This is a genomic window from Sediminibacterium salmoneum NBRC 103935, from assembly GCF_000511175.1.
GTDB lineage: Bacteria > Bacteroidota > Bacteroidia > Chitinophagales > Chitinophagaceae > Sediminibacterium > Sediminibacterium salmoneum.
Genome location: NZ_KI866530.1, coordinates 968,917 through 980,986, shown reverse-complemented (window position 1 = coordinate 980,986; position 12,070 = coordinate 968,917). Strand labels below are relative to the sequence as shown.

The 12,070-nt window shown below is 41.2% G+C and carries 13 protein-coding genes and 1 tRNA gene; 6 read left to right on the top strand and 8 right to left on the bottom strand.

Annotated elements, in window-relative coordinates:
- Nucleotides 1–13: 13 nt before the first annotated feature.
- Both P767_RS0104755 and tpiA read left to right on the top strand, forming a co-directional pair.
- Nucleotides 14–1,210, top strand: coding sequence for a putative sugar nucleotidyl transferase (locus P767_RS0104755; protein ID WP_026763607.1), 1,197 nt, complete (start codon nt 14–16; stop codon nt 1,208–1,210).
- Nucleotides 1,207–1,968, top strand: coding sequence for a triose-phosphate isomerase (tpiA, locus tag P767_RS0104750; protein ID WP_026763606.1), 762 nt, complete (start codon nt 1,207–1,209; stop codon nt 1,966–1,968). The genes P767_RS0104755 and tpiA overlap by 4 nt, the downstream gene beginning before the upstream one ends.
- A 50-nt stretch (nt 1,969–2,018) precedes the next feature.
- Here the strand turns inward: tpiA and P767_RS0104745 are convergent, their stop codons facing one another.
- On the bottom strand, nt 2,019–3,005 hold the full coding sequence (locus P767_RS0104745) for an L-threonylcarbamoyladenylate synthase (RefSeq protein ID WP_037351629.1): 987 nt from the start codon (nt 3,003–3,005) through the stop codon (nt 2,019–2,021).
- Nucleotides 3,006–3,074: 69 nt separating this feature from the next.
- On the opposite strand from P767_RS0104745, the gene lepA reads away from it, so the two are divergent.
- A complete protein-coding gene (gene lepA / locus P767_RS0104740) occupies nt 3,075–4,859 on the top strand; it encodes a translation elongation factor 4 (protein WP_026763604.1) in 1,785 nt (594 codons plus the stop codon).
- Nucleotides 4,860–4,889: 30 nt separating this feature from the next.
- Here the strand turns inward: lepA and P767_RS17505 are convergent, their stop codons facing one another.
- The 7 genes from P767_RS17505 to P767_RS0104705 are packed head-to-tail and all read right to left on the bottom strand — an operon-like array spanning nt 4,890 to nt 10,876.
- On the bottom strand, nt 4,890–5,756 hold the full coding sequence (locus tag P767_RS17505) for a hypothetical protein (protein ID WP_051417130.1): 867 nt from the start codon (nt 5,754–5,756) through the stop codon (nt 4,890–4,892).
- Nucleotides 5,757–5,807: 51 nt separating this feature from the next.
- Nucleotides 5,808–6,371, bottom strand: a complete 564-nt coding sequence (locus P767_RS15895; protein ID WP_037351628.1) for a D-glycero-alpha-D-manno-heptose-1,7-bisphosphate 7-phosphatase — start codon at nt 6,369–6,371, stop codon at nt 5,808–5,810.
- Nucleotide 6,372: 1 nt separating this feature from the next.
- Entirely contained in the window at nt 6,373–6,951 is a 579-nt protein-coding gene (locus P767_RS0104725) for a D-sedoheptulose-7-phosphate isomerase (RefSeq protein WP_316929603.1), read from the bottom strand.
- 5 nt (nt 6,952–6,956) lie between these two features.
- A complete protein-coding gene (locus tag P767_RS0104720) occupies nt 6,957–8,099 on the bottom strand; it encodes a glycosyltransferase (RefSeq protein ID WP_026763602.1) in 1,143 nt (380 codons plus the stop codon).
- Nucleotides 8,100–8,108: 9 nt separating this feature from the next.
- The gene (locus P767_RS0104715) at nt 8,109–9,059 is read right to left on the bottom strand and encodes a glycosyltransferase family 2 protein (protein ID WP_026763601.1); all 951 of its coding nucleotides are present in this window, start codon (nt 9,057–9,059) and stop codon (nt 8,109–8,111) included.
- 6 nt (nt 9,060–9,065) lie between these two features.
- Nucleotides 9,066–9,602, bottom strand: coding sequence for a DUF4199 domain-containing protein (locus tag P767_RS0104710; RefSeq protein WP_026763600.1), 537 nt, complete (start codon nt 9,600–9,602; stop codon nt 9,066–9,068).
- A gap of 11 nt (nt 9,603–9,613) precedes the next feature.
- Complete coding sequence (locus P767_RS0104705) at nt 9,614–10,876, bottom strand: dihydroorotase (RefSeq protein WP_026763599.1); 1,263 nt, start codon at nt 10,874–10,876, stop codon at nt 9,614–9,616.
- An 86-nt stretch (nt 10,877–10,962) separates the two neighbouring features.
- On the opposite strand from P767_RS0104705, the gene P767_RS0104700 reads away from it, so the two are divergent.
- The 3 genes from P767_RS0104700 to P767_RS0104690 all read left to right on the top strand — a co-directional run.
- Nucleotides 10,963–11,036: transfer RNA gene (locus P767_RS0104700), tRNA-Pro, on the top strand.
- Between the two features lie 160 nt (nt 11,037–11,196).
- Nucleotides 11,197–11,823, top strand: a complete 627-nt coding sequence (locus P767_RS0104695) for a DUF6088 family protein (RefSeq protein ID WP_026763598.1) — start codon at nt 11,197–11,199, stop codon at nt 11,821–11,823.
- Nucleotides 11,801–12,070, top strand: a 270-nt coding sequence (locus P767_RS0104690; protein WP_026763597.1) for a nucleotidyl transferase AbiEii/AbiGii toxin family protein, incomplete at its 3' end; no start/stop codon positions are given. The genes P767_RS0104695 and P767_RS0104690, both read left to right, overlap by 23 nt.

Sequence of the window (12,070 nt, the reverse complement as noted above, 5' to 3'; positions counted from 1 at the left end):
GCTACATTTGTGTATGGCTGTAATCCTATTTGATCCCTCTTACAGGAATTTACTGGCACCGCTTTCCACTACCAAAGCGCTGTCTCATTTTCATTTTGGTTTAATGCGTATTCAGGAGCGATGGGAACTGTTGCTGAAGCAACCCGCTGCCATTCATACAGCACCCTACTTACAGGGCTTGTATGCAAGTTCCAATGCCTCTCTGCTTCACGCCGATGCTGCAGCAGATGCTTCTTTATGGATTGATGCGTCTGTTATTCCGGATGATGCCTTGATTGCACAAATACAATCGCTTCAAAACGGCGATTGTCTAATGGATGAACAGGGATTGGTGGCAGGGAAAGCGGTCATTGCATTCAACAGTTTTAATCCCTCCGATACCTCGGTCTATTTTACACAGGCTAATAAAGTTACCAGTGTACAACGCATTCGTTTTCCATGGGAAATCATGCAGATTAATGATGCCATGATTCGAAAAGATTTTAAATGGGTTACCGAGGGCAGAAAGTCCATGCCCATTCCTGCTTCTGTGAATGCAATAGGGGATGATCAGATTTTTATTGAACCTGGTGCCCGTTTGCAGTACTGTACATTAAATGCCAGTACAGGACCTATTTATATTGGGAAGAAAGCAGAGATAATGGAAGGTTCCAGTATCCGTGGCCCTTTTTCCATTGGTTATAATTCAGTAGTTAAAATGAACAGCCGCATTTACGGTGGAACCACATTGGGACCCTATTGCATGGGTGGGGGTGAAATAAAAAATGCAGTGATGATGGGTTACTCCAATAAAGCACACGATGGATATTTGGGAGACGCAGTTATTGGGGAATGGTGCAATATGGGGGCGGGTAGCAGCAATAGCAATCTGAAAAATTCTGCGGGTACCATTAAAATATTCAGCCTGGGACTGAATGAATATGTTTCTGTTGGTCAGAAATGCGGGGTCATTATGGGAGATTATTCCAGGGTGGCCATTAACTCCAGCCTCAACACGGGATCTATGATTGGCGTGAGCTGTAATGTATTTGGAGAGGGTCTTCTGCATAGTTCCATTCCGCATTTTAGTTTTGGATTAAAAGGGAAAGAGTACCAGATTGAATCGGCCATTCATGATATCAATAACTGGAAAGGATTAAAGGGACTGGAAATGTCTCAGGAAGAAATAAACGTTCTACAATATATTTATACAAACAACAAGCAATTATGAGAAAGCAAATCGCAGCAGCCAACTGGAAGATGAATCTTACCTTACAGCAAGGTGAACAATTGATTAACGACCTGTTGGTAAAACCCCATTCGTTAAAAGAAAATCAGCAAGCCATATTTGCTGTGCCGGCTCCTTATTTAATGATGGCACAGGAAAAATTAGGAAATAAAGAAAGGGTAGCAGTGGCTGCTCAAAACTGTTACAGCAAAAAAAGCGGAGCCTATACCGGTGAAATTTCTGTAGAAATGTTGCAGTCTATTGGGGTGCATTATGTGGTATTGGGTCACTCTGAAAGAAGAGAGTATTTTAACGAGAGCAACCAGTTCCTTGCAGAAAAAATAGATATCTGTTTAGGTAATGGTGTAACACCCATTTTTTGTTGCGGAGAGCCTTTGCAAATTCGGGAAGCGGGTACGCAAAATGAATTTGTGGGCACTCAGTTGAAAGAGTCTCTGTTTCATTTACATGCTGCTGATATAACCAAAGTAGTCATTGCTTATGAACCCATCTGGGCCATTGGTACCGGCAAAACAGCCAGCAGTGATCAGGCGCAGGAAATGCATGCATTTATTCGTGCGGAATTAGCACATCAATATGGAAAAGAAACGGCAGATCAGATTTCTATTTTGTATGGCGGTAGTGTAAAAGCCAGCAATGCAGTAGAATTGTTTGCACAGCCCGATGTGGACGGTGGTTTAGTAGGGGGTGCTTCTTTAATTGCCGACGAGTTTGTGGCTATTATCAATGCATTGAAATAGAGATTAATCAATACATCCTGAATCCCGATTGCCGACCGTAATCGGGATTTTTATTTTAAAATAAATTGCGCTCTGCCGATCCGGTCGTTGATAGCAACGCCAATTCCTTCGTTGGGAAATATTTCTGAAAGAATGAGGTCGAAGTTTGATTGATCAATTTTTCTAAGCGTTGAAAACAGTTGGCTGGCTGCTGTTGAGAGTTGATGGTCAGGCGCCAATTTAAAATTAGTTGCTCCTGCATAGTCTGTATCCAGACTGATCACCGCTATTTTTTTGCCCGCATGTTCTTGTAATAATTGCGCAATATTCCCAATGTACAATGGGGTATGAGGTGCATAGTGACTCTTGAGTTGACCGGGGGTTGCCGGTTGGTTTTCTGCACCATTCTGCACAATCTCTTGTGGGTGTTGCTCAGTTCTGTTCACCACTTCAAGCCCGCTAAAAGCAGCCAGTTCCTCAGCGGTAACGCTTCCCGCTCTGTGTAAGATTATTAAATTATCGGCTACTTCACAAATCGTTGATTCCAATCCCACTTTGGTATTTCCGCCATCCAGAATATAGGGGATTTTACCATGGAGTCCATCCATTACATGATGGGCATTGGTTGGGCTGATATAACCTGAAGGGTTGGCGCTTGGTGCCGCCAGCGGAAATGCCAACTTGCTCAACAGCGATAAGGTCAAGGGTTGATCAGGCACTCTGATGGCCACTTTATTACTGCCGGCAGTAGTGATATCCGGCACATTGCTTTTTTTAGGCAATAACAAAGTCAAAGGACCAGGCATAAAATGTTGGGCCAGTTTCAGGCTCATTTCATCTGCCTCTGCGTAATCGGTAATCTGATTGGTGTTAGCAAGGTGTAATATCAGGGGATTAAAACTGGGGCGATTTTTAGCTGCGTATATTTTGGCCACAGCTGCCGGATCCAATGCGTTTGCAGCCAAACCATAGACGGTTTCTGTGGGAATGGCCACCAGTTCACCTGCTTGTAAAAACGCTGCTGCTATTGTAATATCTGTGCCAATGGCCGTTTGCATACGCAAAATTAACAACTTGTGTTTGAATTGTCATTGAATTAAGCTTCGCAGACCTATCTTTGCACACTTATGAAACATATCAGGAACTTTTGTATTATAGCCCATATTGACCACGGGAAGAGCACATTGGCGGATCGTTTACTGGAACATACCAAAACGGTGGGAGAGCGTGAGATGATGAACCAGGTACTCGATGATATGGATCTGGAGCGCGAAAAAGGTATTACTATCAAGAGCCACGCCATTCAAATTAATTATACTCATAAGGGAGAGCAATACGTACTCAATTTAATTGATACCCCCGGACACGTAGATTTCAGTTATGAAGTAAGCCGTGCACTGGCTGCCTGTGAAGGCGCTTTGTTGCTGGTGGATGCTTCTCAGGGGATTCAGGCACAGACCATCAGTAACTTATACTTAGCCATCGACAATGACCTGGAAATTATTCCGGTAATTAATAAGATTGATATGGATGGTGCCAAGATTCCGGAAGTGACCGACCAGATCATAGATCTGATAGGCTGCAAGCAGGAAGATATTTTGTTGGCCAGCGGTAAATCGGGCATTGGTATTGAGGAAATTTTGCAAGCCATCTGTGAGCGTATTCCTGCTCCGGAAGGCAGTGTGGATGCGCCCTTACAGGCATTGATTTTTGACAGTGTATACAATAGTTTCCGTGGTATTATTATTTACTACAGAATCATGAACGGAACCCTTCGTAAAGGAGACAAGATTCGTTTTGTTGCCACAGGAAAAGATTATATAGCCGATGAAGTAGGGGTTCTGAAATTGAATATGACACCTAAAGACCAGGTATCTGCCGGCGATGTGGGTTATATTATTACCGGTATCAAGAATGCAAAAGAGGTAAAAGTAGGGGATACGCTTACATTGGCGAATAACCCCGGCGAGATGATCAATGGTTTTGAAGAAGTAAAGCCCATGGTATTTGCGGGTATTTTCCCGGTAAATACCGATGAGTTTGAAGAGCTAAGAGACTGCATGGACAAACTGCAGTTGAACGATGCTTCCTTAACCTTTGAGCTGGAAACTTCACAGGCGCTGGGCTTCGGTTTCCGATGCGGATTCCTGGGGCTGTTGCATATGGAGATTATACAGGAGCGTTTAGAAAGAGAATTCAATCAAACCGTAATTACAACGGTTCCCAACGTAAGCTTCACCGCATATACTACACGTGGTGAAAAAATATTGGTGAACAATCCGGTTGAAATGCCTGACCAGGTTAAGATTGATCGGATAGAAGAACCCTTTATCAAAGCACAAATAATAACCCTGCCTGATTACATTGGGAATATCATGACCTTATGTTTGGGTAAGCGTGGTATCTTAATTAACCAAAGCTATTTAACACCTACCCGTGTTGAATTGATTTTTGAAATGCCTTTAACTGAAATTGTTTTTGATTTCTACGATAAATTAAAGAGTTCTACCAGGGGCTATGCTTCTTTTGATTACAGCCCGATAGATCAGCGCGAAGCAGATATTGTAAAAATGGATATTCTACTGAACAGTGAAAAAGTGGATGCCTTGAGTGCATTGATTCACAGGAGCAGGGCTACCGATTTCGGAAGAAAACTTTGCGAAAAACTGAAAGAGTTGTTGCCTCGTCAGCAATTCCAGATCGCCATTCAGGCGGCCATTGGTGCAAAAGTGGTAGCACGTGAAAACATCAGTGCCATCCGCAAAGACGTTACTGCCAAATGTTATGGTGGTGATATCAGCCGTAAACGTAAGCTATTGGAAAAGCAGAAAGAGGGTAAGAAAAGAATGCGCCAGATTGGAAACGTAGAGATTCCTCAGGAAGCATTCCTTGCTGTTTTGAAGTTAGATTAGCGGTCCTTGATAAGGCCTTGGTTGATTGCCTCAATCGGGTTCAACAGCTTCGTATTCCGGTATATATACCCATCGGCCATATTCCCATTTAAACCCTTCCACGGTGCCATAGGGAACCAGTGTGTGCTTTTTAGAAGGCTCATTGGATTCGCTTGCCAGTTTGGCAAATACAATGCGGTTTAGTTTGGCATCGTAATTTAATTTGGCATTGGCCTGCTTTTTAAACTCCAGACAGAATCGACTTACGGGTTGTTTCGGCTTAATGATATCGTTGGGATAGCTGAAAAATTTTCCGCCAAACAAGGGATTGCCTTGTTGGTCAAAATGCAATACTTCAATCCATTTACGCGTACTCCTGGCATCGTTTTCATCATAGCCCAACAGCGTATAGTATTTCTTGTTGTTGTATTCTTTCTGAATAATATTATAATACACTGCCCCAATCCAGTTTTGATTGGTGCGTACTGAATCGTAGGGGTTTTCGGTAAAATCAGTGCCATCGTACAAAGGAATCAGTTTTAATGATCCGTCTTTGGTGTTCATTTGAATGGCGCCCTTGTAACGGTAATAACTGAAATCCTTCATGAGTTGCCAGGTGATGATTCTGAAACTGCTATCAGGTGCATAGATTCTGGAAATGGTTTTTAAAGAATCAAATGGGTAGTGAAAAGAGTAGGGCGTTCTTAATGCCTGCACCAATTGCCTCGTAAAAAAACTATCCGCTCTTAGTCTTTCTTCCGTGTCTTCTGCATTTAAAATGGTAAATGCAAAGCTGGTTAAGTTCGTTTCTGCTGTTGTCAGAATCGCTTTGTTTGCGGGTGTTTGCGCCAATAACCGTTGGTGGCTGAATACCAAGAAAGAAAAAATGAAAATGGTAAGGATGCTTCTCAAAATCATACAGCAAAATACCAATAATTCAATCCAGTCAAAGCCCTCCCGAAAATTTTATCATTTTTTTGCGTTTGCACAGGCTTGTGCAAATTCAAACAGGCTGTTAAAACGTGCGTCAATCATGGAATCCGGGAAAGGGGTTTCCGGATGGGTAGTGGACAAAAACACGGTATGCATACCTGCGTTTCTGCCGAATTTCATATCACTCATTCTGTTCCCCACCATGATACACTTGTTAAAATCAATATCAGGGAAATCGGCCTTGGCCTGAAAAGCCATGCCTGGTTGGGGTTTTCGGTTGGGGGAATTATCTGCCAAATCAGGACAAAAATAAATCTTACTGATTTCACCACCTGCTTTTTCAATCTCTTGCAACATATATTGGTGAATTGCATTGAGATCGTTCACTGTCATCAGGGCTTTGCCAATTCCTTTCTGGTTAGTGGCTATTATGATGCGTTTGAAATAACGGTTTAATAATGCAACCGCTTCCGGAACCTGTTCATAAAAATGAAACTCTGAAGCGTTGCGTATATAGTCTTCTTTTTTCTCATGGTTTAGAACGCCATCCCTGTCTAAAAATAGGGTCCAGTCTTCGCCAATCTCTTCTAATGAAAACATCTTAAGGGAATAAATTGGCTTCCACCAGTTCGCAAATAATATGACCAATCATGATATGGCTTTCCTGAATACGGGGTGTATTGTTAGAAGGAATATCCAGCAGAAAATGAGAGAGTTCTCCCAGTTTGCCACCTCCATTTCCGGTAAATCCTACGGTAATAATATTTTTGGCTCTTGCTGTTTCAAATGCTTTTACAATATTGGGCGAATTGCCGGATGTACTAAGCCCCATTAATACATCACCCGCTTGCATGGTACCTTCTACCAGTCTGCTATACACTTCGTCGTATCCGTAATCATTGGCTACTGCTGTTAAATAAGAGCTATTGCAGTGCAATGCATCCGAAGGCAATGCCCTTCTGTTTTTATAGAATCTACCGGAAAATTCAGCCGCCAAATGCTGTGCATCAGCCGCGCTTCCCCCATTACCACAAAACTGTACTTTATGTCCATTCTTAAAGGCATTGGTTACCGCATCCACAACACCGGCAATCTGTTCTAACAATGCAGCATTGCTCAATACGCTTTGCTTAACCTGTATGGATTCGGAAATGATATGGTTAATACGTTCTAACATCATTTGTATTATTTGGTAAGATCAACAATAGCATGAACCAGCTGATCCCATTGGTATTTTTTCTTTCCCTTGCGAAGTTCGGATAAATAAAAATCTTCGCCCTGCAAATATAATTCTTCAATCCCTGCTGCAATACTTTCCGGGTTAGGTTCAGCTACCAAACCACTTTTATCTGCCCGTATCATATCGGGTAATGCCCCTACATTGGTTACCAGCATGGGTTTTTCAAAGTGATAAGCCAATGGTGTAACCCCGCTCTGGGTTGCATTCCGATAGGGTTGAATCACAAAATCACAGGCACTCAGGTAATATTGTACCTGTTCTGAGGGAATAAAATTCGTGAACGAATAAATATAATCGGATAGTCCTAATTCAGTAATGAGGTTTTGATAGGTTTCTGCTTCATCATAAAATTCTCCGGCAATTATCAGTTTCACAGGAGGTTTGTCATTGGCTTCGTTTTTAAGCTTTAACAGCTGGATGGCTTTTATTAAAAGATCCAGTCCCTTGTATTTTCTGATAAAGCCAAAAAACAATACAATCCTCTCTTGTGCGGGTAGCCCCAGCTGTTTTCTGGCAACTTCTTTGGACAGAATGGATCCAAAATTATCATACAAAGGGTGGGGGCAGATAATCGCTTGTTTATTCGTAAAACTTAGCAGATCCTGGTGCACTTTTTTACTCATGGTAATTAATGCATCCACCGCCCCTATGAAATATTTAGTAAACCATTTGTCTCCGAAACGTTTTTCATGTGGAATTACATTGTCTGCAATACAAATAACTTTAGAAACTCCATTCCACCTAATGATGCGCAGAATCGTTCCCAGACAAGGTCCCATAAAAGGCAGCCAGAAACGAACCAATATCAATGGCGCTTTTTTTCTGGCAATCACAAAACCCATCCAGATCCAGTTAAAAGGATTGATGGAATTGATTTTGACATGTATGGTTAAATCGCTTGGTGCAGGATCACTGCTGTATTGTGATTTGCCCGGGAATAAAAAAGAGGGATACTGCAGTGAGAAAGTGTAAATGGTAACGGTATAACCCTGTGTCTGAAATTCCCTTGCCAGTCTTTCATTAAAAGAAGCAATACCACCACTTCTGAAAGGCCAGGTGGTTCCTATTAAAATCAGCTCTTTTTTCATGGGCTGTTATCAGGCTTCTTCCAAACCCAGTTTTTCTTCTATTAAATATACATTTCTTTCAGAAGCATTACGGGCAACCAGTTCTGCCACAAACCCTGTCAGGAATAATTGCATACCAATAATCATGATAGCTAATGCAATATAAAAAGCGGGTTTATTGGTGATGCCTACTTCAGGATCCAGAATTTTGGATACCATTAAATATCCGCTTGTAATAAACCCTATTAAAAAAGCAAGGGTTCCGTACAAGCCAAAAAACTGCATGGGCTTTTTACCAAACTTTCCCAGGAACATAATGGTGCCTAGGTCTAAAAAACCATTGATAAAACGATCCCAGCCAAATTTGGTGGTGCCATATTTTCTGGGTCTGTGTTCCACTACTTTTTCTCCGATTTTTCTGAACCCGCTCCACTTGGCCAGTACAGGTATATATCGATGCATTTCGCCAAAAACCTCAATGCATTTTACTACTTTCTTTTTGTAGGCTTTTAATCCACAATTGAAGTCGTGCAGTTTGATGCCGGAACTTTTTCTGGCAACTGCATTAAATAGTTTGGAAGGGATATTCTTGGTAAGTGTATTGTCGAAGCGTTTCTTTTTCCAGCCACTCACCATATCGTACCCATCTTCCACAATCATTTTATACAGTGCCGGAATTTCGTCGGGAGAGTCCTGCATATCGGCATCCATGGTGATGACTACATCACCTTGTGCAGCTTTGAATCCTTCGTTCAGTGCAGCCGATTTACCGTAGTTCCGCTGAAATTTAATCCCTTTGACATTCGGGTTGCTGGCAGCTATGTTTTGAATTACTTTCCAGCTATCGTCTCTGCTGCCGTCGTCAATTAGTAATACTTCATAGGTATAGCTGTGTTGATCTACAACCGATTTAATCCAGCTGCACAATTCAGGCAGGGACTCTTCTTCATTAAACAGAGGTACTACAATAGATAGCTGCATGCAATATTATTGATCTTCAAATTTTTCTTCCTTGCGAATCACTAAAGTAAGTAAAAGTGACTTGATGAAATCCCAAATTAATCCTAAACCGGTACCCATGATAATTTCCTTCAGGCCCGTCTTTTTCATACTTTCTGCAGAAGTAGCCATCTGCTTTTCAATGTCTTCCTCGGATGCACCAAATTTTTCCATCATAGCCCTGGTTTTTTCCAAACCAATCTGTGCCGATTTTTCTGTTAGGGTAGAGTCAATTAAATTATACAGGATATAAGTAGCAACTGCAATGATTAAGGCAGCAACAGCATAGGCTAAAAAGTTAAATTTTAATCCTTCCTGAAAACTCAGGTATCCGCCATTTTGCTTTCTTACTGCAAAGCCACCCATCAATAAAATGATAATCATATAAGGGATGAAGGTTGAAGCAAACATTACGTTTGTAAAAGTAGTAACGTCTACAGCCCAGCTTCCATACATCAATAGCACAGCGGATAAGCCGCAGATAACGCCATATTTGGCACCTTCATTAATTAGATTTGCTTTCATAAAATAATTTGTTAGTTAGTGGTTAATTGACCGTTGCAGAAAGTTCCCCAAACCTTTCCCTGTAAGGGTTTATTCAAAAATGCATTGTTGTGTGATTTACTTTTTACCTGATGCTTTTCTAAAATGGCCTCTTTGTTCCGGTTATAAAGGGTAATCTCCGCAATTGAGTTTTCCTGAATATGAGTAACCGGAATGCCAAAAATATTACGGACATTCAGTGAAAATAATTCAACCAGTCTTTCTTTGGGAAGGGTAGGGAATAAATGGTTGAAACCAGCAAATACACTCTCCAGCGCATTCATGCCAAATTTGGCATATTCAAATTCACAGGTTTTGTGATCCCAGTCCTGGGGAAAATGATGAGAAGCAATACAATCAATGGTGCCATCTAAAATACCTTCTCTTAGCGCCATCATATCTTTTCGGCCTCTTAATGGAGGATTCACTTTTAAGTTGGTATCATATCCTTGCAGGTCTTCATCGCAGAAAAATAAATGATAAGGTGTTACACTGCAGGTAATGGCCAAACCTTCCTGTTTGGCTGCCCTAATTAAATCCAGGGAAGTTTTAGTAGTGATACCGGTAAAATGCATACGGGATCCGCTGTAGCGTACCAAGTCAATATCTCTCTTCAGCATACTGATTTCCGCAATATCCGGTAAGCCTGGTAAACCCAATTGCGTGGATATAATCCCTTCATTCATTAAGCCGGTATGGCCAATACTTTTGTCAATGGGCATTTGAATAATTACGCCATCAAAAGCTTTAACATATTGAAGTGCTTTAACCAATAAGCCAGCTGATTGAACTGGAGATAATCCATCCGTAAAAGCAATGGCACCGCTGTTACGCATATCATACATTTCTGCCAGTTCCTTGCCTTCTGTTTTTTGTGTAATGGCACCCAGTGGATGAATGGTAACCGGCAAGTGTCTGGATTGACCAGCTGCATATTCTACCAGTGACTTATTATCCGTTACCGGTTTTGTATTGGGTAAAGTAAAAACCCTGGTGTAACCACCTGCCGCCGCTGCAGCAGCACCTGAAGCAAAAGTTTCATTGAACTCAAAACCCGGGTCTCCAAAATGCGCAAAACAATCTACCCATCCGGCAGAAATTTCCAGTCCATCTTCCTGCACAATGGTTGCGTTATCAGTAGTTAATTGTGCACCTATTTTCTGAATCTTATTATCTACAATTAAAATGTCTTGTACTTGTCCGTGGTAAGAGGATGGGGGTCGTTTAATCAGCACCTGCTTTAGTAGAATATTCATGCAGTAGTTGAAAATTTTATGCAATATAGCTTGAAAATTTCTTTTAGCCCTATATTTGCACCCCATTCAACAAATGAATGAGAGTTCGGGACGTAGCGCAGCCCGGTAGCGCACACGTCTGGGGGGCGTGGGGTCGCAAGTTCAAATCTTGTCGTCCCGACAAAGGAGAAGATCAATTGAAAGATTGGTCTTCTTTTGTTTTCAGAAGGCAACAATTTCAAGAACAAGATATAGCTGTTTTCCTAATAATTACGACACTTATTTGCATAGAATTATGTCATAAATTTTTGATTTGACACCTTTTTGCGTATATTTGTGTCATGATTTCTGCAAGTAAATACATAGAAAACCATATTAAGGAGCTCAATCCTGGGACAATTTTGTTCCCTTCAGACTTTCGTGGAGCTGGGTCTGAGAATGCAATTAAGCTTGTGTTATCTCGGCTAACACATGAAGGAATAATTGAGCGTCTAGGTCATGGAATTTATTATTTGCCTCAATATGATGAGGAATTGGGAAAGTTGACGCCTTCGATGGAAAAAATTGCTAAAGCAATTGCAGCAAGAGAACAAGTCAGGATTCTCCCTACAGGGTCTACAGCACTCAATCAATTAGGTCTCTCTACACAAATTCCCATGAACGCAGTTTACTTGACTGATGGTGCGCGAAGAACAATACATATTGGCGAAGGGACAATTATTTTCAAGCCGACTACCCCTAAAAAGTTTGCATACAAAGGAAAATATAGCGGGTTGCTTATCAGAGCACTTGAAGATATTAACCTTAAAGATATCGATAGTGATATGTATAGGCGTATACGGAAGTTAGTTCAAAAGGAGGATAATGAATTATTAGAACACGATTTAAAACTGGCACCTGCAAAGATTCACGATTATTTGCTGACAATTATCAAAGAACAACACCATGAAATGGATAGAACAAACTAATGAGCGAAAGCGAATAATATTGGATGAAGCATCTGCAAGATTGAAGGCACTTAATAACGCTGTTGAAAAAGATTTGTGGGTAACCGTAGCATTAAAAGCAATATTCAATACACCAATTGCAAAAGATATTGTTTTCAAAGGGGGCACTTCATTGAGTAAAAGTTGGAAACTTATCCAAAGGTTTTCAGAAGATATTGACCTTGCAATTAATCGTGAAGCTCTCGGATTTGGAGGAGAAATCTCCAAC

What these genes read in the sequence shown, in the direction of transcription:
- P767_RS0104745 (WP_037351629.1), bottom strand. Translation starts at nt 3,005, where the DNA reads ATGCAAACGGCCATTGGCACAGATATTACAATAGCAGCAGCGTTTTTA.
- P767_RS0104710 (WP_026763600.1), bottom strand. Translation starts at nt 9,602, where the DNA reads ATGAAAGCAAATCTAATTAATGAAGGTGCCAAATATGGCGTTATCTGC.
- P767_RS0104695 (WP_026763598.1), top strand. Translation starts at nt 11,197, where the DNA reads ATGATTTCTGCAAGTAAATACATAGAAAACCATATTAAGGAGCTCAAT.
- P767_RS15895 (WP_037351628.1), bottom strand. Translation starts at nt 6,371, where the DNA reads ATGTTTTCATTAGAAGAGATTGGCGAAGACTGGACCCTATTTTTAGAC.
- P767_RS0104725 (WP_316929603.1), bottom strand. Translation starts at nt 6,951, where the DNA reads ATGATGTTAGAACGTATTAACCATATCATTTCCGAATCCATACAGGTT.
- tpiA (WP_026763606.1), top strand. Translation starts at nt 1,207, where the DNA reads ATGAGAAAGCAAATCGCAGCAGCCAACTGGAAGATGAATCTTACCTTA.
- P767_RS0104720 (WP_026763602.1), bottom strand. Translation starts at nt 8,099, where the DNA reads ATGAAAAAAGAGCTGATTTTAATAGGAACCACCTGGCCTTTCAGAAGT.
- P767_RS0104715 (WP_026763601.1), bottom strand. Translation starts at nt 9,059, where the DNA reads ATGCAGCTATCTATTGTAGTACCTCTGTTTAATGAAGAAGAGTCCCTG.
- P767_RS0104705 (WP_026763599.1), bottom strand. Translation starts at nt 10,876, where the DNA reads ATGAATATTCTACTAAAGCAGGTGCTGATTAAACGACCCCCATCCTCT.
- P767_RS17505 (WP_051417130.1), bottom strand. Translation starts at nt 5,756, where the DNA reads ATGATTTTGAGAAGCATCCTTACCATTTTCATTTTTTCTTTCTTGGTA.
- lepA (WP_026763604.1), top strand. Translation starts at nt 3,075, where the DNA reads ATGAAACATATCAGGAACTTTTGTATTATAGCCCATATTGACCACGGG.
- P767_RS0104755 (WP_026763607.1), top strand. Translation starts at nt 14, where the DNA reads ATGGCTGTAATCCTATTTGATCCCTCTTACAGGAATTTACTGGCACCG.